The 21018-nt window shown below is 44.3% G+C and carries 17 protein-coding genes; 9 read left to right on the forward strand and 8 right to left on the reverse strand.

The features are described 5' to 3' along the window. The 3 genes from L4D12_RS15875 to glgB form a co-directional block, all read left to right on the forward strand. Window positions 1-276, forward strand: a 276-nt coding sequence (locus L4D12_RS15875) for a glycogen/starch/alpha-glucan phosphorylase (protein WP_428448827.1), incomplete at its 5' end; no start/stop codon positions are given. Between the two features lie 121 nt (window positions 277-397). Continuing rightward, window positions 398-2581 (forward strand): 4-alpha-glucanotransferase, encoded by a 2184-nt coding sequence (gene malQ, locus L4D12_RS15880; RefSeq protein ID WP_428448828.1) that lies wholly within the window; start codon window positions 398-400, stop codon window positions 2579-2581. 53 nt (window positions 2582-2634) lie between these two features. Next, complete coding sequence (glgB, locus tag L4D12_RS15885; protein WP_428448897.1) at window positions 2635-4785, forward strand: 1,4-alpha-glucan branching protein GlgB; 2151 nt, start codon at window positions 2635-2637, stop codon at window positions 4783-4785. Between the two features lie 134 nt (window positions 4786-4919). Here glgB and L4D12_RS15890 read toward each other — a convergent pair whose 3' ends face one another. The 5 genes from L4D12_RS15890 to L4D12_RS15910 all read right to left on the reverse strand — a co-directional run bounded on the left by L4D12_RS15890 (window position 4920) and on the right by L4D12_RS15910 (window position 10663). Next, complete coding sequence (locus L4D12_RS15890; protein WP_428448829.1) at window positions 4920-6569, reverse strand: P-loop domain-containing protein; 1650 nt, start codon at window positions 6567-6569, stop codon at window positions 4920-4922. Window positions 6570-7084: 515 nt separating this feature from the next. Then, window positions 7085-8422, reverse strand: coding sequence for an ATP-binding protein (locus L4D12_RS15895; protein ID WP_428448830.1), 1338 nt, complete (start codon window positions 8420-8422; stop codon window positions 7085-7087). Further along, the gene (locus L4D12_RS15900) at window positions 8412-9071 is read right to left on the reverse strand and encodes a response regulator transcription factor (RefSeq protein WP_428448831.1); all 660 of its coding nucleotides are present in this window, start codon (window positions 9069-9071) and stop codon (window positions 8412-8414) included. The genes L4D12_RS15895 and L4D12_RS15900 overlap by 11 nt, the downstream gene beginning before the upstream one ends. Continuing rightward, window positions 9068-9418 carry a PepSY domain-containing protein gene (locus L4D12_RS15905; RefSeq protein ID WP_428448832.1) on the reverse strand — a complete coding sequence of 117 codons (351 nt, stop codon included), beginning with the start codon at window positions 9416-9418 and terminating at the stop codon, window positions 9068-9070. Before L4D12_RS15905 ends, L4D12_RS15900 begins: the two co-directional genes overlap by 4 nt. 336 nt (window positions 9419-9754) lie before the next feature. Continuing rightward, window positions 9755-10663, reverse strand: coding sequence for a DNA ligase (locus L4D12_RS15910; protein ID WP_428448833.1), 909 nt, complete (start codon window positions 10661-10663; stop codon window positions 9755-9757). A 262-nt stretch (window positions 10664-10925) separates the two neighbouring features. Between L4D12_RS15910 and L4D12_RS15915 the strand changes: the two genes are divergently transcribed. The 3 genes from L4D12_RS15915 to L4D12_RS15925 all read left to right on the forward strand — a co-directional run bounded on the left by L4D12_RS15915 (window position 10926) and on the right by L4D12_RS15925 (window position 13142). Beyond that, entirely contained in the window at window positions 10926-11993 is a 1068-nt protein-coding gene (locus L4D12_RS15915) for a PTS sugar transporter subunit IIC (protein WP_428448834.1), read from the forward strand. Between the two features lie 148 nt (window positions 11994-12141). Continuing rightward, window positions 12142-12804 carry a chromosome segregation ATPase gene (locus L4D12_RS15920; RefSeq protein WP_428448835.1) on the forward strand — a complete coding sequence of 221 codons (663 nt, stop codon included), beginning with the start codon at window positions 12142-12144 and terminating at the stop codon, window positions 12802-12804. A gap of 20 nt (window positions 12805-12824) precedes the next feature. Further along, window positions 12825-13142, forward strand: coding sequence for a cupin domain-containing protein (locus L4D12_RS15925; protein WP_428448836.1), 318 nt, complete (start codon window positions 12825-12827; stop codon window positions 13140-13142). Between the two features lie 19 nt (window positions 13143-13161). Here L4D12_RS15925 and L4D12_RS15930 read toward each other — a convergent pair whose 3' ends face one another. After that, on the reverse strand, window positions 13162-14658 hold the full coding sequence (locus L4D12_RS15930; RefSeq protein WP_428448837.1) for an NAD(P)-binding protein: 1497 nt from the start codon (window positions 14656-14658) through the stop codon (window positions 13162-13164). A 174-nt stretch (window positions 14659-14832) separates the two neighbouring features. On the opposite strand from L4D12_RS15930, the gene L4D12_RS15935 reads away from it, so the two are divergent. The 3 genes from L4D12_RS15935 to L4D12_RS15945 all read left to right on the forward strand — a co-directional run bounded on the left by L4D12_RS15935 (window position 14833) and on the right by L4D12_RS15945 (window position 17521). Then, a complete protein-coding gene (locus L4D12_RS15935) occupies window positions 14833-15840 on the forward strand; it encodes a response regulator (protein WP_428448838.1) in 1008 nt (335 codons plus the stop codon). Window positions 15841-15843: 3 nt separating this feature from the next. Next, a complete protein-coding gene (locus L4D12_RS15940) occupies window positions 15844-16272 on the forward strand; it encodes a PAS domain-containing protein (protein ID WP_428448839.1) in 429 nt (142 codons plus the stop codon). Between the two features lie 268 nt (window positions 16273-16540). Continuing rightward, on the forward strand, window positions 16541-17521 hold the full coding sequence (locus L4D12_RS15945; protein ID WP_428448840.1) for an OmpA family protein: 981 nt from the start codon (window positions 16541-16543) through the stop codon (window positions 17519-17521). Window positions 17522-17595: 74 nt separating this feature from the next. On the opposite strand, the gene sstT is transcribed toward L4D12_RS15945, so the two are convergent. Together sstT and L4D12_RS15955 are read right to left on the reverse strand one after the other, a co-directional pair. Then, entirely contained in the window at window positions 17596-18846 is a 1251-nt protein-coding gene (gene sstT / locus L4D12_RS15950; protein WP_428448841.1) for a serine/threonine transporter SstT, read from the reverse strand. A gap of 456 nt (window positions 18847-19302) precedes the next feature. Next, window positions 19303-21018 carry a BatD family protein gene (locus tag L4D12_RS15955; protein ID WP_428448842.1) on the reverse strand — a complete coding sequence of 572 codons (1716 nt, stop codon included), beginning with the start codon at window positions 21016-21018 and terminating at the stop codon, window positions 19303-19305.

The following is a 21018-nucleotide window of genomic DNA, read 5'->3' on the forward strand; positions in this document are numbered from 1 at the left end:
GATTTACTGGAAACGGATGAGTTTACGCCAGGTAAACCCGGTCAACTGGCGGCAATTCGTCATAACTTGCTGGATGGCGGTGATCCTTATTTAGTCTTGGCAGACTTTGCGGATTATCTGAAAACACACGAGAAGATCGATACGCAATACCGTGATCAAAAGATGTGGGCGCGTAAAGCCATCCTGAACACGGCATTGATGAGTAAGTTCAGTTCAGATCGCAGTATTCGTGATTATGCGAATAACATTTGGAAGTTAGAACCGATCACTCGTTAATTTATTTCGTGAAAATGCCAGTCTGAATGGTGAAGCCTGTTCAGGCTGGTATCAAAGTCTGAATTGATAGCAGCAAAATCCTAACATCGTAGCAGCCGTGTGGCTGTTAACGGAGAGAACAATGAAAGATGATCAAGTATTAAAACAAGTTGCTGAGATGGTAGGTATTGCCGATAGTTATGTCAGCGCTTGGGGAGATGAAGCCAAAGTTGATAACGATACTATTCGTCGTCTGCTTACTGCTTTAGGTTACGACACACAAAATGATGAAGCATTACTGGAATCGGCCAATAAAAGGCAACGACCAGACGTTTTAGCGCCGGTAAAAGTGGTGCGTAGTGGCGAACCTATGCACGTTGAAATGTTTCTTGGCCAGAGTGCACGCATCAGTGACTTCAGCTGGCGTTTAGAGACAGAACAAGGTGATGTTTTAGAGGGGTGGCTACAGTCTCAGTTAGTGTCAGATGATCGTGAACAGGGGGGGAATTTAGTTTTCGCCTTGCCAAACGATCTGGCTCTGGGCTATCACAAACTTGGCATTTACCGTAAACGTCGTAAATCTCCATTTGAAATGACTTTGATCGTCACTCCACAATCTTGCTACAAGCAGGAAAGCTTGCTTGCTGATAAGAAACTATGGGGTACCAGCGTCCAGCTGTATTCAATTCGCACCAACCATAACTGGGGTATTGGTGATTTCGGCGATCTGAAACAGCTCGTTGCTGATGTGGCTGCTCGCGGTGGTGATTTTGTTGGTTTGAACCCTATTCATGCACTATTCCCTGCGAACCCTGAAGGAGCAAGCCCATATAGCCCTTCTTCTCGTCGCTGGTTAAACCTGATGTATATTGATGTAAGCTCTGTGTGTGAGTTTGCACAATGTGATGAGGCTCAGCAGTTAGTTGGTAGTCCTGAATTTCAACAGCGTTTGAATGACGCTCGTGATGCAAATTGGGTCAACTATAGCGAAGTGTCATGCTTGAAAATGGCCATACTGCCATTATTGTTTGAGACATTTTGTGCACGCCATTTAGAGAAAAAAACGGCGCGTGGACAACAATTTTTGGCATTTGTAGAAGAGGGTGGCGAAAGCCTGCTTCATCAAGCAGCATTTGATGCCCTGCATGCAAAACTAAAAGCGGAAGATGATTCAATTTGGGGTTGGCCTGTTTTCCCTGAAAAATATCGTCATTTTGATAATACAGCTGTCCAAACTTTCATTAAGAATAATGAAAAGCAAGTACAACTTTATATGTACCTGCAGTGGTTAGCGGATAGTCAGCTTGCTGAAGTGAATGAGCTGGCTGAAGAGAAGGGCATGGTGATGGGACTATACCGTGACCTTGCTGTTGGTGTGTGTGATTCAGGTTCTGAAAGTTGGGCTGACCACGGTGCATTATGTCAAGATGTTAGTGTCGGGGCGCCACCTGATATCCTAGGTCCTCTTGGTCAAAACTGGGGCCTTCCACCATTGAACCCTGAAGTATTGAAAGAACGTGCTTATGAACCGTATATTCAGTTATTGCGTGCCAATATGCGCAACTGCGGTGCTTTGCGTATTGACCACGTTTTAGGTTTGCTACGCTTGTGGTGGATTCCGAAAGGGGATTCAGCCCAAAACGGCGCGTACATGTATTATCCTGTTGAAGACATGATGTCTATTTTGGCCTTAGAAAGCCATCGTCATCAGTGTACTGTGATTGGTGAAGATCTGGGTACCGTGCCTGACGAGATTGTAGATAAGTTAGCGACAGCAGGCATCCATTCGTATAAGGTATTCTTCTTCGAGACCGCGGAAGACGGTGGTTTCTATTCACCGACACATTATGCTGACCAATCGATGGCGGCGCTGTGTACCCATGACATGCCAACATTACGTGGATTCTGGCATTGTGATGATTTGAAGATGGGGGCAGAGCTTGGCTTGTATCCAGATGAGAAGCAGTTGCAAGGTTTGTTTGAAAGTCGTGCAGAAAGCAAACAGAAAATTCTTGATAGTTTAGCCTGGCATGGTTATCTTCCTGAAGGTGTTGGGCATAATGCTGCATATGTGCCTATGGACAGGTACCTGAGTGAAGCGATGCAATTACACCTTGCTGCTGGGGCAAGTGCACTGCTGAGTTTACAGCTTGAAGATTGGCTTGAAATGGATCAGCCTGTGAACATTCCAGGTACTGTGGATGAATACCCAAACTGGCGTCGTAAATTATCGACCACGCTTGATGATATATTTACACGCGAGAACATTGTTGATTTGACTCGCCGTTTAACTGAAACGCGAGAAGAAGCATCACAAAAATCGTAATCAGGAGTAATGCGTTGGACACATTATTAGTGACCCGCAGTGATAAGGAATACATGCAGCTCGAAAGGGCTGCATATTCAGATCCATTTTCATTTCTAGGACCTCAGTATCAGTCTGATGGTGTTGCACTGCGTGTGTATATGCCAGGTGCTGATACTGTCGATGTGCTTATTGAAAATGGTGAACGTTTTTCTCTAACTCGTGAAGCTGAAAGTGGCTTTATATTAGAGAGCAATATCGATTTTACCACTGCACTTTATCAACTCGTTGTTGGTTGGCCTAACGGCGAACAAATCATTATCGACCCGTATCAATTTCATAATCTCGTATCATCTTACGATGCATTGGAGACCCCATCTCAAATGCATCGAGAAATGGGTGCACAGCTGATCACCTTGAACCGAGGTAATCAGCCTGTTTCCGGTGTACGTTTCCTTGTTTTTGCTCCCAATGCTTCCGCTGCAAGTATCGTCGGGGACTTTAATGCGTGGGATGGCCGTCGACATCCGATGCAGCGTCTCGATAATGGTTTGTGGGGGCTTTTTGTACCAGATCTCGCAGAAGACACGTTATACAAATTTGAGCTGAAAGATAGTGCTGGGAATGGTTTGCCGCATAAGGCCGATCCTTGGGGTTATTATAGTGAGCAGTATCCCTCTTTTTCTTCGAAGGTTTATGACCAGTCGAAATATCAGTGGCAAGATCGAGAGTGGCAAGCCAGAGCTGTAACAGCGAAGCATCAACAAGCACTGTCATTTTATGAATTGCATGCTGGTTCGTGGCGGACTAATGAGCAGGGTGAGTTACTAACCTACAGAGAGTTAGCGGTTGAATTGATCCCGTATTTGACTGAAATGGGATATACCCATGTTGAGTTAATGCCTGTATCAGAACACCCATTCTATGGCTCCTGGGGTTACCAGCCAATTGGCTTGTTTGCACCGTCTAGCCGCTATGGCTCGCCAGATGATTTTAAATATTTCGTTGATCAGTGCCATCAAGCAAACATTGGTGTTGTGCTTGACTGGGTACCTGCCCATTTTCCATCTGACGATCACGGTCTGGCTAATTTTGACGGGACAGCATTATTCAATGATCCAGATCCTCGTCGCGGCTGGCACCAAGATTGGCAGAGTTATATTTATGATTATGCCCGTGATCATGTTCGCCGTTTCTTAGTCTCTAATGCGTTGTTCTGGTTCGAACATTACCATATTGATGGGCTTCGGGTAGACGCTGTTGCTTCCATGCTTTATCTCGATTATTCAAGAGAGCATGATCAATGGATCCCTAATCACGAAGGTGGCAACGTAAACTTCGATGCTGTCAGCCTTCTGCGGTGGGTGAATGAGGAAGTTTATCTGCATTACCCTAATGCGATGACGATTGCTGAAGAATCAACGGCCTTTCCTGGTGTGACGAAACCGACGAATATGGGCGGTTTAGGCTTTGGATTTAAGTGGAATATGGGTTGGATGCACGACAGCCTGTCTTACATTAAGGAAGAGTCGATCTATCGCAAGTACCACCACAATACCATTACTTTCCCTATGGTATATGCATTCAGTGAAAATTATGTATTGTCTTTGTCCCATGATGAAGTGGTGTACGGGAAAGGGTCACTACTGAATAAAATGCCAGGCGATGAGTGGCAAAAAACGGCCAATTTACGTGCTTACATGGGCTACATGTATGGCCAGCCTGGTAAGAAGCTGAACTTTATGGGGGCTGAAATTGCGCAAAGTGCTGAATGGGCGCATGAAGGTCAACTTGAATGGCATTGGCTGCAGTATCCTCGTCATAGCGGCATGCAGGCATTGGTGAAAGATCTCAATCACCTGTATACCTCAGACCCTGCATTATTTGAGTTAGATTGTGATCCTGCTGGCTTTGAATGGCGAATGCAGGATGACGCTGATAACTGTGTGCTAGCGCATGAGCGTTTTGCGTTAAACGGCGATAAAGTGCTGGTGGTGACTAATTTTACGCCGGTTCCTCGTGAAGGCTATGTGCTTGGTGTACCAGTAGAAGGCACTTATGAGCTGCTACTCAATACTGATGATGAGATGTATTGGGGGAGTCAGGCATCAATTAAGTCAGCCTTAGTAACAGAAATGCAGCCTGCTTGTGGTTTAGCACAATCGGTAACACTTGATTTGCCGCCTCTTGCAACGGTGTTCTACCGTTTTAAGGCTAAAGTGTAATGGTTTGTAAAATAACAGTTTATTAGTTGATTTTACGATAAGTAAAATTCTGTATATTGAAAAGCCCGCAATGAGAATTGCGGGCTTTTTTTATCTTTTTCAGACAGTCTAGTGTCTGAAAAAATTATAAATGCTTACTGGAAGTCTGCTTTACGCATGCGGTTCAGTACTGCCATCACTTCGATAACGCGAGGCTTGGCAATATCACCATAGTTTGGCATTGAACGGAACCAGTCATCGTTAGCCAGCATTTGGCCGAAGGCTTTACTTGGGGCTTTTTCCCAGCCTTTGCCTTGAGCCATCTGGAACCATAACCAACCAATGGCATGTAGCTGGCTTGAATCGGCAACTTGCTCTAATGCTTGCAGATCAACTAACTCACGACCAAAACGCATGGATGTTTTGTCTTTAACCTGAATGCGGAATTTACCATCTTCCAATTGATCTTTCAGACCACTGCGGTTGAGTTTACGGGTGCGTGGACGGGTAATTTCAGCTGAGCCTTCAAGCTGGCGGCGGGTAGGGTGTGAAGCCACTACAGCCTTCGCTTTTTCGGTCACATCAACGGCTTGGTAGTTATGCATTTGGATAACGGTGTTAGCGACATCCAAATAATCTCCTGAGCCGCCCATCACGAGCAGAACAGAAATATCTAATTGATCACGTAGCAGTGAGATACGGTCAACCAGTGGTGTGATAGGCTCATCACTTTTAGTGATCAATGCCTGCATACGTTCGTCACGGATCATAAAATTAGATGCCGATGTATCTTCATCGATTAGTAGAGCATTCGAGCCTGCTTCGATGGATTCTTGCAACCATGACGCCTGCGATGTTGAACCAGAGGCATTCTGAGTGGCAAACATGCTGGTGTCTTTACCCATCGGTAAGTTACTAATGTATGGTGTTAAATCCACATTGTGGACACAGCGGCCATCTTCAGCTCGGATTTTTGACGCGGTTTCATCAGTTACGATGTACTCACGGCCATCGCCAGGAATGTGGTCATAGACAGAGCTCTCAATGGCATTGAGCAATGTTGATTTACCGTGGAAGCCACCTCCGACAATCATGGTGATCCCTTTCGGTATCCCCATACCTCGTACTTTACCTCGGTGTGGTGCAGTCAACTCAACGGCCAGTTTTTCAGGGCTGACGAATGGAACGGCATCTGCCATTGGCAAATCGCTGTTACCCGCATGACGTGGCAGGATACTGTCATCAGCAATGAAGGCCATCAAATTGTTTTCTGCAAGCTGTTGGCGCAGGGCAACCTGATCTTCAATTGTCTCACAATGGCGCTTTAGCTCATCCATTGGCAGCTCACGGGCAATCGTGGCGCGACGAATGATTTTAGGCATAGTGAAGGTGAGTAGGTTTGCTGTTTTCTTCGCGATGATAGTACGGCCGTCAGAAGGCAGGTTAACGCGAAAACGAAGCTCTAGTGCATCGTCATCGAATACGACGGCAGTGCGGTCCAGCACCGTTTGGCCTGGGCGATCAATTTGAATGTCATTGATCTGCTGAGCGAGATCGGCAAAGTGGCGAGCAATGAAGTCTCGGGCTGCACGCTGATAAACGGGGGATTTTTCTTTTAGCCACTCAAGATCAGTTAATGACCACTTACGGCGGGCACGAACTCGTGACGCAGGTGCAAAAGGATCTGCCTGAGTGATATCAATGAAGAAATCGAAGTCAACGAAGTGGTATTCACCGCGCAAGCTGGAATAGCTGCGGTAATTGTGACGGTCAATTTTATGTAGTTTTGATTCGAGTAATTGCATGTCGCCTCGATACCTTCGTTAATAATTCCGGGGGCCGGATTCTACACTAAACACAGTGTATAAGCATATAAAGTTTGATGATTGGGGTTATTTTCATCGAATTATTGTGTAGTTACGATAAATACACAAGTTACCGTGTAACGATGCGGTGGCGTGATAGATCAGTATCATTCCTACCATAGTCTAATTGCAGGTCACCTCTTTAACGCGTAATTTTTAGCTAGTTGTCTTATTGTAGTTGACGAAAAAAGGAATCTGTCATGGTACAAGTAACAATGAGCCTTTCTGAACATCTGCTTTTGATCGCAGGACTGTGTATGCTCCTCATTAGCATGGCTCAGTATGGACGACGCACCAGTGATTGGTCAGGAATTGTGAAAATGTTTTACTCCCGGATCAGTATGATAGGCGCTGAGTATAAATGGTATCGTATTGGGATAAGTTGCATAGTCATTGGTATCGTCCTTAGAATTATAAACTTGGTTTACTGGCCAAGTTAGGAGTGTGATTAACGGCTAATTTCGTGGTTTTGGCAGTATTAGCTCAGCTTTTAAGCCTCCGAGCACACTCCGGCTGAGAAATAGCTCACCACGATAGCTATGAGCCAGCTCATTGACAATATTTAAGCCAAGACCTGTGCCCGGTGTTGTCTCATCAAGCCGGACGCCGCGCTTTAGTACATTTTGATAGGCATCGTCTTCAATGCCTGGCCCATCATCTTCAATGATGATCCGAATAAATTTAGTGTCGCATTCGCTATGATGAACACGAATAAGGCTATGAGCCCATTTGTAGCCATTTTCAATCAAGTTTCCAATAAGCTCATCGAGGTCACTTTTTTCTACTGCAATCATCAGGTCGCTCGCCAACTCATTAACCAGTATGACATGTCGATAGGCATAGACCTTATCCATTGCCATTGAAATGGCATCAACACGTGTTGATGCTGCTGTGCGAGTAGAAAGGATGTTGACGGCACCAGCCATGCGAGCACGCCCTAGATGATAGTTAATCTGCTGTTGCAGTTGCTGTAACGATGGCGTTAATCGTGCTTGTTCTTCTGGCTGTAGGTTATCTACTTCGTTATACAATACGGCGATAGGGGTCTTCAGGGCATGAGAGAGATTACCAGCGTGGTTACGGGCTCGCTCTAACAGTTCTTGATAATGAAATAGCAAAGCGTTGAGATCGTCAACAACAGGGCGAATTTCAGCTGGGTAGGCACCAGTCAGTTCAGAATCATTACCTTCACGCACTTGCTTAAGATCAATTTGTAAGCGCTTAAGTGGCAATAAAGACCAGCTGACTTGCAGCCATATTAGCATGAGCACACCAACGGCCATCACTGCAAGGATAAACCACAGCCTATGTGTGAGTTGCTGAAGTGTATCGAGTAAGACATCTTGATTCGCAGCAATGGTCAGCTCAACGGGGTGATCGGTTTCGGGAAGCCGAAATTGACGATGTACAACCAGTAGAGATTGATGGTTGGGACCGATAAAGCCTGTTTGGCTGTTACCCGTAATTTGGGTATCCCACAATGAACGAGAACGAAGTTCGGTCCCATTGAGACTCATGGTCCAGTACAGTCCGCTATATGGCTGCTGAAAGCGTGGATTTGCAAGAGATTTTGGGGGCAACAAGGTGCCACTATGATCGACTTCCGTTTGGGCCGTCAACTCATCAAGATAGAGAAAAAGCTGCTGATTCTCTTGATCGACCAGATAATGCTTGATGAATGAGGGCACGATGTATCCGGCAGAAATGGTAATGCCCAATAACCAAACAGCCGCGGCAAGAAGCAAGCGGCTGCGAAGGCTGGGCAACTGACGTTCTGGTACTTTAATTGCCATTGATACGGTATCCTAGTCCCCGTACGGTTTTAATGACATCACTGCCAATTTTGCGACGTATTCGGCCAATAAATACTTCGATAGTATTGGAGTCTCGGTCAAAATCTTGTTTATAGATATGTTCGACCAATTCAGTTCTCGAAATGACTTTGTCGGCGTTGTGTATCATGTATGACAGTACTTTGAACTCTAATGCTGTGAGATCAATATTTTCACCGTTGTAAGTGACCTTTGATGTCCGGGTGTCAAGGCTGAGCCCATTGACTTGGATAACGGGTGAGGCATTTCCTGTTGAACGGCGCACTTGGGCGCGTAGTCGGGCTATTAATTCAACCATTTGGAAAGGCTTCGTCAAATAGTCATCGGCACCGGCGTTGAGCCCTTCGACACGCTGTGTGAGTTCATTTCTGGCGCTCAGGATAATGACTGGGCATGAGACATTCTCTTCACGGATGCTTTTAAGTACGGTCAGTCCATCAAGTTTAGGTAAGCCAAGATCAAGAATAATGGCGTCCCACGGCTCGGACGTTCCTCTGTAGAGCGCATCGATACCATCGCAGGAGAGTTCGGCAACCCAGCCATTGCTCTCTAATCCGGCAACGACTTGTTCACCCAGTGTGATTTCGTCTTCGACGACAAGTACTTTCATTCTGACACCTTGATAATATGTTCCAATCCACGGCCTTTTATTTCAATGATTGAGAGGTTTTTGGCTTCATATTCCACTTTGACGATGTTGTTATTGGGATCAATGAGTTTTAACTCATAGACCCAAACGTCATCATCTTCTTCCAGCTCGACTTGAATAATACGGCCGCGTAATTGTTTATTGACGATGGCCTGCAGAGCGGAATAAGGTTGAATAAGCCCCTGTTGGACTGCCAACATAACCTCATCATGATCTTCTTCTATTTCCAACGCAACCGTGGCGTAACTCCTTGGCAAAATACAGAAGAACAATAAAAGAATAGCGAGTAATTTGCTCTTTATATTCATAGTAATATACCCCAGTTACCTCAAAATGCAGGATTCAGGATGGGATCAGCAAGCTCAATTTAATGAAATATGTGCGGAAATAGTATCCCATTCAAGCTTGTTTTCCACCTGCGTGGAGTGCTGACGTATCCCTCAACTTTTTGATTGTATTAATAAAGCGTTGGCTTCTGCTCGGCGCTGCGGATTTGTATGTAGAACAACGATGACTACAAATCTTTGCCTTGATTAGCCGCCAAGACAGGCTCGCTGAAGCGAGTATCTTGAGGTAGCTTGTCGACAATTATAACTGTTCAGATGTGAACCTAAAATGAATAATAGCTTGCAGAAAACAGCCTGTTAGCTGTCGGGGTGGTGACGTACCCGTACATAACGGGCAAATCGAGGGATCCCTCGGTCTGTATAGCCGTTATAACGAAATTGGATGATACTGCCTATTTCAGGTGGTTTTTTTCTATCGACATCACGAAACCCAGAGCCAATTTTGAATCTGATGTTATCAGCAGTTAATACCCAAACAGAGCCCATCATGCCAACATATTTCCCAGAACCAGGCTCGTAGCCTACCACTATTGCTTCGCTATCCTGATGGGATTTTACCTTTAGTATCCCTGTACTTTGACCGGCTTGGTAAGGGTTATCTTGATGATGAAGCATGATGCCTTCGCCACCTAGCTGTTCAACCTGAGTGAAAAATTGATCAATATCGATGCTATTTAGCAAAGTTTGTTGTGGGATCACTTGAATAAAATCGGCGCTGTTTGTGCTTACTAGCTGGTTCAGTATGTTTAACCTGTCTTGAAATCCTCCTGTCGTTGAAGGGCTATCAAACAGCATGAATTTGACGTTTTTCCATTGGTCATCATTTGGCTGGGTATCAAGCACAATGCTGGATAGTGATTGGAATTGCTTACGACCTAGCCAGAGCTCACCTTCAACGCTCATATCATCAGGCAGTGCTGCGGTAAACCATGTTGGGGCATGGATTAGATTGCCTTTGCGGGTAACGAGCTGTTTACCTGTCCAGATAGCGCGAATGCCATCGAGTTTTTCACTGGCCAGATACGTGTTTATAGCATGATCATTGAAGTTGTTCTGAAAGAGGTTTGCTTTGGGGGCATCTGTGGCCCGCATGACGGAGAATGAGAGCTCGGAGCCCTCGGCGTTGAGATAAAATGGGCTGATGGCTAATGCGATAGTTGCAGCTAATTGTGATAACCGAGTGACGATAAGAGGAGAGCTTATCATGGGGCAACCTTATTGTGGTGAACGATAGCGTAAACCTAAGTGGTGATATGGTACCAAGTAAAAAGTTAATAGTTTTTGTCGGTGATGTTATGGGGCTCTGATCGAAAAGTGAGTGAAACGGATTGATTGTTTAAACGCTTGAATGAGATCAAAAGCTGATTTTTATCAGCGAATGCGGGGTAAAACATTCTTTGAAAAATAGTGTGTTAGTGAGATAGAATCCGTCAAATTGGTTTACAAAATAGCAGTAGCTTACAGAATTATGCAACAACCCCAATCATTACCTAAGCATTTACGATTTAAGGCGTTTCTAACGCGTAAGAATATCTCTTTTTCTGCTCGGACGTATTTCATTCATGCTATGAGCTTTATGGCGCTTGGGTTGTTCTCCTCATTGCTTATTGGCTCGATCCTCAATACGTTGGGGAGTAAATTAGGGGTCCCTCTTTTTACTGACACTTTGTGGCCGTTAGCCCAAGAAATGACGGGCCCTGCTATTGCTGTAGCGGTAGCCTATGCGCTTAAGGCACCACCATTAGTGATGTTTTCTGTAACAACTGTTGGTGCTGCGGGGGCGGTGCTTGGAGGGCCGGTCGGTGCTTTTGTTGCAGCGGTGTGCGCGACAGAGTGCGGCAAGATAGTCGCTAATGAAACGAAGGTTGATATTCTTGTTACGCCAGCCGTGACGATTATCAGTGGCGTGGCGGTGGGCACCTTCATTGGTCCTTATATTGGCACCATGATGACATCGTTGGGGGGCGTAATTATGTATGCCACTCAGTTACAACCATTATTAATGGGTATGATTGTCTCTGTATTGATGGGTATGGCACTGACTTTACCTATCAGTAGTGCGGCAATTGCAATAATGCTAAGCCTTAATGGATTAGCCGCAGGGGCGGCTACGGTTGGATGTTGCGCACAAATGGTTGGTTTTGCGGTAATGAGTTTCCGAGAAAATCGCTGGGCTGGACTTGCGGCACAAGGGCTGGGTACCTCGATGTTGCAAATGCCGAATATTATTAAAAATCATAAAGTTTGGTTACCAACCATTTTGGCGTCTGCCATTTTAGGACCCATCGCAACGATGATTTTTGCATTAGAGAACACCCCTCTTGGAGCTGGAATGGGAACCTCTGGATTGGTTGGTCAAATTCAGACTGTTAGCGCATTAGAAGCGGCTGGCTGGCAGAATGGTGAAATATATCTCACTATTATTCTGATGCATTTTGTATTACCGGCGCTACTGGCTTTGTTCTTTTCTGAATTGATGCGAAAAATAGGGTGGATCAAACCCGGTGATTTGGCTTTGAACTTATCTGAACGATGACGTGGCTTGGGTCACAGTCTACATTAATCTTACTGTATTGTTTTATCAGTAAGTTTGTTATAAATATGACATATATTGACGTTGAACTGAGTAGAGTATGTTCAGTCATCAATAATGGTTAAATCGGTATCAAGTGGACATGAATCGTATGAGATCCTGGAAAGTATCGTTAGTCGCAGGGATTATGCTTGGTGGTGTGCTGGTGGGTGGGGCTTGGTACAGCAGCTCAGGACCCAGTCAGGAAGACTATAATGAACTGGCGCAGCAAAATGGACAATTAACCGCGCAGTATGCAGATATGCAGGCTCAATTACAGCAACTTGAAACAGCAAAAACCTTAGCGATTGAGAAAGTAGATGCGGAGCTGGCTCAAGCTCGGCTCGATCTTGATGCTCAGAAGCAAGCATGTCGTGATCAACTGGCATCGTTGCAGAAGCAACAACAGACCATGGCGGTTACGACCAAAAAGCTCGATACTCAAGTGGTGAAATTAACCAGTACCGCAGAGAAGCAGAAAGTAGTGCTGGATAATTCGAAGGCCCTGTATCAGCAGCAGTTACTTTTACAGAAACAAGTTATTGAAGCCAAGGTAAGTGTAAAAAAGGCCACCCAAGTTGCTAATGAATTCAAGCAGGCATGCGACGAATTTAAATCAGGAACCAGTTGGAACTGGGTATCACAGGCGGATTGTGATAAGTATGAAGCAAAATTGAGCAGGGTTGATGAAGAAATGGCTCAATTAGTTGCGTTAGAACAAGAGCTTGAAGAGCTTAATCAAAAGATTGATATTGAAATCCCCCGACCAGAATAATAGGCCGAAGTCGCACCCATATGAATAATATATTTACCTCAGTGCCTACTCATTTACCGCAAGAATTATTGAACAATCTTGTGATAAGTGAGCATACGCGTATTGAGCGTATTGTCTCTCGCGGGCACGTGACCGCAGATGGTGAGTGGTATGATCAAGATGAACATGAATGGGTTATGGTCGTTAAAGGGAAGGGGCGAATACTGTTTGAGAACGGAATGCGAGAGATAGAGCTCAATGAAGGCGATTATATTAATATTCCCGCCCACCAACGGCATCGAGTGTCATGGACTGAGCCAGACATTGAAACTATCTGGCTCGCAGTCTTTTATCGTTAGCTCTATTTTTTGTGATGGGTTAAGCACTCTCCACTAATGGATAGGACAGTGTTTTTGCAAGAGCGGGCGGGTAATTGCGTTCAATCGCCAGTTCAATGGCTTTGGTTTCGATATCTTGCCGTGTTAGTGATGCGGTAATCGATGGTCTTGCTTGACTATACTCAGTGTGGTGATGAAGCAAACCATCACAATACAGTTGAGCGATAATGCTATGTGCAGCGGATAAGGCGGATGAGGCCTTAACGATTTCTGTTCGTGCGTAGCGATGCCCGTCAAAGGATATATCGGCCGCGCGCAGTGATGCATCTTCTCCAGGGATCTGCTGAGCGCCAAATAGCGGTTGTCCACCAACAGTGGCTGTTTTATACCGAGGTACAAAACGTGACATATGTGATATTGCGCGTTGTGAGCGACAATTAACCTCGTCAATTTGCCAGCCATGCTTAATTTTTTGAGTGAATGTTTCGTTTAATACGGGTTGAGCACTTTCTTCTGTACTGGCAACCAGCCCCTCTTTAAATAGTGTGATCTCTTCAGTCATTCCGTGCAGTTGGAAAAATCCGTCAGGGTAAGGCGTTAACTGCGCCATACCGTTTGGTGTCCCTCTTTCTCCATGAAATATGATCTCAGGCCAGACCCCTTGGCTATCTTGCCATTGAGTGACATAAGCGGCTTTGAACTCAACAAGGCGTTGGCGTTTTAATTTAGCCATATCATCAATAGCACCAGTCTGAAAACCGCAGGCGTTGACAAGGTAATCAACAACTATCTGCTTCTTCGATTGCACGGTGTCGTTAGTCTCAGCAGCATGGTATGTAATTGACCAACGCGCATTTTCAATTTGATGAATTTGCGTGACTTTGCTGGATGTATGAAGGTTGCAATTAGGTAAGTGAGAGAGGGCAAGATTCGCTGTTGCCGCTAAGCGAAACACACTTAAACCATATTCTTGTACTAGGACTAGCGGGTATTTGAGCTCGTCGAGATCAAGATTTTTTGCAACAGGAATCATCCAATCATCTAATTGTACAGGTATAGTTGGAGGTTCTTTGCGCGCAAGAGCATCAAGAGTATCGCGGTCATAACATTTAAAATAATGTGCAGGCTTTCCTAGTACCTGATTGCTTGAGTCATCATCTACCAATTGTTGATAGGCTTGTTGCAGCAGAATCAATCTTGGTAATAACGCTGATGGGTCACTCTTGTCATGGAGAGGTACTGCAATAACCGTTGGACGTATGTTGGCGCTATGTGGGTAAATTTTGAGTGTCTCAATGGATTGTGTGAGTAACGTAACACACTGCTCGTCGTCAATTTCCCGATAGAGGTTACCACCTGCATGGAGATGGCAAATTGGGGGACCATTAACTAGACTACGGCCTTCTTCAAAGAGTTCGACTTGAATGCCTAGTTCAGCCAACTGCAGTGCAATGGTTGAGCCTGCAATCCCCCCCCCAATAATACCCACAGATAGTGCTTTCTGCTGACGATTTATAAGTAAGTCATGATCATTCATAATGTGTGAGTCGTAAATAAAGCGATGTGTAAAAGTGAGATGATTTTACTGTGCAGTAACGGCAATGAAAACCGAAAAAAATTAGGGGTATTGATCTTATACCTAGCTGTACTGTTAATATACCCCTGTGGTTAATCCTCGATAGTGAGGATGTTTAAATTGATTAGGGAAAAAATGTCAACATCAATTCTTATTTGTGACGACTCTGCTTTAGCAAGAAAGCAGATGGCTCGCTCCCTGCCAACGTCCATTCATGCTGATGTGACGTTTGCGGTTAATGGCCTAGAGGCAATGCGTGAGCTGGAACAGTCACACTTTGATTTAATGTTTCTTGATTTGACAATGCCCGTGATGGATGGTTATCAAACGCTTGAAGCGATTCGTCAGAAAAATATTGATATCAGAATAATTGTTGTTTCTGGGGATATTCAGCCCCAAGCGCAGGCTAGGGTAAAGGCGCTGGGTGCGATTGAGTTTTTAAAAAAACCAATAGACAAAGAGCAGCTAAGATCGTTGCTGAAGTCGCTTCTTAAGCCTGTTGATTCATTAAATTTAGAGAGTGTGATTCAGCGTGTTGTGACACCAGCGCTTCGGCGTCGTGATATTTATTTAGAAGTCGCTAACGTCGCAATTGGCCGAGCCGCTGATTCATTGGCGCGTCATTTCAATGTATTTGTTCACTTACCTCTACCAAATGTGAATGTTTTCGAGGTCAGTGAGTTGCATATGACGATGCGACATCTGGCAAGTAATAGTAGTATGTCAGGAGTTTGTCAGGGGTTTAGTGGTGAGGGTATTGCTGGGGAGGCCTTGGTGCTCTTGAGTGATTCCAGTGTCTCTGATTTAATGACGATGATGAATTATCCAGTCACAGAAGGGGTAGATACTGAGCTCGAATTGTTGATGGATGTCAGTAATATTCTTGTGGGGTCTTTCTTGAAAGGGTTAGGGCAGCAGGCTGAAGTAAAGTTCTATCAAAGTCATCCAATGGTGCTTGGGCAACATGCTTCAATCGATAATATGATTGAAAAAACAGAAGGCAATTGGCGCCGAACGATGACGTTTGAAGTGAGTTATGGGATTGAAGGGACAGGGATTAAGTGCGAGCTGCTACTTATGTTTGTTGATGAATCATTGCCTTTACTTGATAACAAGTTGTCTTATTTGATGGATGAGGATTAATTCATGTCGTCACTCCCTGCTGAGTTTGAGCAATTCCACTGGATGGTCGACATGGTTCAGCATGTCGATATCGGTTTGGTTGTATTAGATCGTGATTTTACTGTCCACGTCTGGAATGGGTTTATGACCCACCATAGCGGTAAGCAAGCACATGAGGTGATAGGAAAGAATCTATTCGAGATATTTCCAGAAATATCCAGAGAGTGGTTTATCGCAAAATCGAAACCTGTGTTTGAATTAGAATGCCGTAGTTTTTTGATTTGGCGCCAACGGCCCTATTTATTTAAATGCCGTAACGTCAGGCCTATTACTCAACAAGCCCCTTTCATGTACCAGAATGTGACGCTTAACCCGATGGTGTCGACTCGCGGACATGTAGATTATTTATTTATGGCCGTTGAGGATGCCACTGCTGAAGCAATGGCGGAATAAAATATGTAATGTGCTTCCATAATATAGTTGAGTTGAAGCCTGCTGATCAAGCAGGCTTTTTTATACTGACTTGCCGATAATTCGTACGCTCAAGACTAAATTTGTTAACCAATATCGATAATGTTGTGTAATTTTGTGTTTTATGTCACTATTTTGTGTGAATGATTGCACTTTATAGTAATTGGTGTTCTATTTGTTATTTTGCAGCACTGGTTGTTGTGGTTTGTGTAAATAAGCAGGTGGTAAATACAACGTGGAGACAGCTATCGTGACTAAAATATTTAAAATAATTCCGCTGGTTCTATTAATATCGGGAACCGTACAAGCAGCGACGGATAACCCATGGTATGCCGGGGCGCGAGTAGGGGGGACGAGTTTTGATAATTTTGACGGGGAGTTGAAAGGAAAAGATATTGATAAAGATGACTGGGGTGGTGGTCTTTTTATCGGTTATAACGTTAACTCTTGGTTTGGCTTAGAAGGTGGGTATACGTACCTAGGACAAGCCGATTATTTAAATGATGGATACGAAGTACAAGGTATCGATCTAGTGGGTAAGTTCACCTATGAAGTATCAAAGTCATTTGATCTTTATGCTAAAGCGGGTGGCTTCGTATTTGATGGTGATAACGGTGTCGTTAACGTCGATAAAAGTGGGCTAGCAGCAACCGCTGGTGTAGGTGCTGAATATTTCTTTAATAATGATCTCTCGGCTCGAGCTGAATATCAGTATTATAATCAGGTTGGTGAAACTAGCCGCCCGGGTGAAAGTGACATTCATTTTTATGGTTTGAGCTTAGTTTATCATTGGGGAGCACCAGCTCCGATACCCGTAGCGGTTGTTGAGCCAGAACCAATGCCTGAGCCAGTACCAGCACCGGAGATTATTACCATTGAAGCTGTTGGGGCTGTGTTACCTTTTGCGTTTGATAGCGATCAGTTAACTCAACGAGATATAGAATTATTGCAGCCAGTTGCTCAGCAGCTTGTGGATTATCCGGATACAAAATTATATGTTGTCGGCCATACGGATAGCCGTGGTTCTGTAGAATATAACCAAAAACTCTCTGAAGAGCGTGCAGCAGTGGTTGCTGGTTATGTGGGTAAGTACTTTGGTATCGATAATAGCCGTATTATCGCGCAAGGTAAGGGTGAGCTTGATCCTGTTGCTCCTAATGACACAGAACAGGGACGCGCTCAAAACCGTCGTGTAGAGGTGTTTGTTCCGAGTTTTCAAGTGACGAATTAAGTATTTAAGTACAAATAAAAAATCCAGCATTCTTCAATGCTGGATTTTTTTTATTAAAAGTTAACGTTCAGAGATTAAGCGGCTTTTATATTTTCTATATCAGCCGCTTCTATCTTTGCCTCGGCAGCTCGACACGCAGCAGCGGTAAAGAGAACATCAGTTGAGCTGTTTAGTGCAGTTTCTGCTGAATCCTGAATGACACCAATGATGAAACCAACGGCAACGATTTGCATCGCAATTTCATTAGGGATACCAAATAAGCTACATGCAAGTGGGATCAAGAGTAGTGAACCACCAGCAACACCCGATGCGCCGCATGCAGACACCGCTGCAACCACACTTAATAGTACTGCTGTAGCGAGATCAACCTCAATGCCCATGGTATGAACAGCTGCTAGAGTTAGCACAGTAATCGTGATTGCTGCACCTGCCATATTGATAGTTGCACCCAGTGGGATAGAAACAGAGTATGTATCTTCATGCAGATCAAGATCTTTACATAATTGCATGTTTACTGGGATGTTAGCCGCAGAGCTTCGAGTAAAGAATGCGGTAATGCCGCTTTCACGTACGCAGCGCAACACAAGTGGGTATGGATTGTCTTTGGTTAATGCAAGCACAATGATTGGGTTAATCACAAAGGCAATGATCGCCATCGATCCAAGTAGTACCGCTAGCAGATGGCCATAACCTAATAAGGCATCAAAACCAGTCTCTGCGAAGGTGTTAGACACGAGACCAAATATACCAATTGGCGCAAGGCGAATAACAAAGCGCACAATTAAAGTGATACCGTTCGATACATCATGGAATACTTGCTTGGTTGCATCACTGGCTTGGTGAAGGGCAAAACCGAGTGCAATCGCCCATGCCAAGATGCCAATAAAGTTACCGTTTTTGAGTGCATTTATTGGGTTATCAACGATTTGGAATAACAAGGTGCTTATGACTTCTGCAATGCCTTCAGGCGGGGTCGCATGCGCAGCACCGGTAACCAGAGTTAAAGTGGTTGGAAAAATGAAACTCATGGTAACAGCTGTCAGTGACGCCATCAGTGTGCCAAAAAGGTACAGCATGATGATAGGCTTCATGTTGGTGTGTGTGCCTTTCTTCTGATTTGCGATAGAAGAGGCCACCAGTATGAAGACTAGGATAGGAGCAACGGCTTTAAGCGCGCTGACAAAAAGTCCACCTAGGAAACCAACTTTGATCGCAGAGGCGGGTGAAACTAGTGCAAGGATGACACCTGCAATGATACCGATGAGTATCTGTATCACGAGGCTGCCATTTGCAACTCGGGCTAAAAATGGTTGTGATTGATTCATGTTATGTCCTGCATATTTTATAGTTTTCTTATATACCTAAGTTACCTCACTATGCAGGATTCAGAGTGAGTGGATTCCGCTCCCAAAGGGTCGTTGTCCTGGCTGCTACTTTGCGTTGTAGATTATTAACGTAGAGTGACTATGTTGATAAATCTACATATTGATTAGAAGCCAATACATGCTCGCTGAAACTAGCATCTTGAGGTCGCTTGGGTGTAAGCATTTAATATTGCTTTAATCACATTTTGTAACAGGATTTTTGGCATATTTCCAGTATTGATTAAATAAACTTTTAATTAACCGATGAGCAACATGAAAACAAGCTGATTATAGAACTAGTTGTTACAAAACGACTTTAGCAGAAAAAGTTGTTAAATATAGAGGTAAGTGGAATTTAATCTTGTTAAAAAGCCCACAAAAAGTGGGCTTATTTTTGATTTGTTTGATTAAAATCACTTATGGAATGAGTGTTTTTAGTGCACTTTGGTTCATATTTTTTGCCTTGTAATGACTGTTCTTGAGCTCAAGAAGTAGGCTACTTAATTGATGTTTAACTGACTCATTAGCCGTTTCTGGCTCTTTAGCATACCGACGTTTCATCTGCTCAGAGATAGCGGTATCGAGCTTTTCTCTAAGTGGATGATCTGGGTTTTGTTTGGCCCATTGTTGATAGTAGGTTTGCAGTAAAATAGGTTGATTTTCAGCAAGTGCTTTTGTCATCCCCAGTACAGAATCTGTTTCAGGCATATCACTGAATGCCCTTGAAGATTGAGCGGATAAATGAGCGGTAAGTGCAGTACGTCGCTTTCGCTCGTTCAGCCACAGAATAACGGTGCTAAACCATAACAATCCTAAAACGAGGCTTATCCAAGGCCACCAGTTACTATTTTGCGTTTGTACGGCAGTTGCGACTGTTGTGGTTGTGGGTGCTTCGGCACGGTTATTCGTTGTGGCTAGATTTTGTGGCGATGTTACAAAGGACGTTGTTGCCTCACCGGGTAAGATAGTTAATGTTTTGCCGTCGATATGGCTTGTCTGTTGCTTACCTGTTGTTGTGTTCCACCAATTAATAGACAGTGAGGGAAGGGTTAATTTGCCTTCTTCTCGTGGAATGATGACTTGCTTGACCGTCATAGTGGTATAACCGTCATCATTACCGTAGACAGGTTTCTCATTATAAACACGTACAGAGTCAGGATAGCTGAGGTTGATATTTGGTAAGCTGCTTTGCTCTGCATTTTTAATGCGTAGTGTGATAGTACGGTTTAATGGCTCTCCAACCTTGACCTCACTACTTGTTGGTTGCCATTGCTGTTCGAGTTGTAGGCTTTCAGTTGGAAGCCAGAGTCCTTTATAATTTGCAGGCTTGTCTTTGACATGCATAGTGAGATCTGTCGCTTGCTCCTCAAATGGAATACGGAGGGTTGAACCAAAGCCTCGCCCGCCTTTGATGATCGTACCGGAGAACGTTGCACCATGCAGTAATAGATCACCGGCTTTATTAGCCGTGATTTGGTAGTGGCGGGTGATAATAAGATATCGACGGCCATTGAGTACCGCTTCCATTTGGTTGTCTTCCCCGTCCTGTTTCACTTCAAGCCCGTCACCATACGGGGCTTGGAGGGCGGCTTGGCTCATCTGTTCACCAATACGGATCTTGACGGTATATCGACTAGTTTCACCGATATAAAGCTTATTTTTATCAACATTATAGTCAATTTTGATATCAGGTTTGCTTGCGTCCACCGTTGAATTATTAGCTGACTTCATTGAGGTGATCGTAATGGGTGTAGTTTGACTTGCACCTATTCGAAAGCTGGGAATGGTTAGTTCACCTGTTTTTTTACTGGCTAATGCTACGGACCATTCAGTATTCCGGCTGGCAACACCATTAATAATACTGGTACTACTACTCACCTGAGGCGTACCGTAGTTGAAATCTTTATCCAGTACAGAAAGATCGAGGGCATTAGTACTGACGTTATCATCAATAGTGACTTGAAGTTGGAACACTTCGTTGATGCCAACAATATTTTTCGACACCGTCGCAATCGCTTGTGCGGCTTGGCTGGACGCCGAGAATAGCATTAGTAAGCTAGTGGCAAGTATGATCATTCTATCGACCATACCTTTATTCGTCTGTTTTGATTGAGTATAAGCGAGTCGTTTCAT

The organism is Photobacterium nomapromontoriensis, from assembly GCF_050336815.1.
GTDB lineage: Bacteria > Pseudomonadota > Gammaproteobacteria > Enterobacterales > Vibrionaceae > Photobacterium > Photobacterium nomapromontoriensis.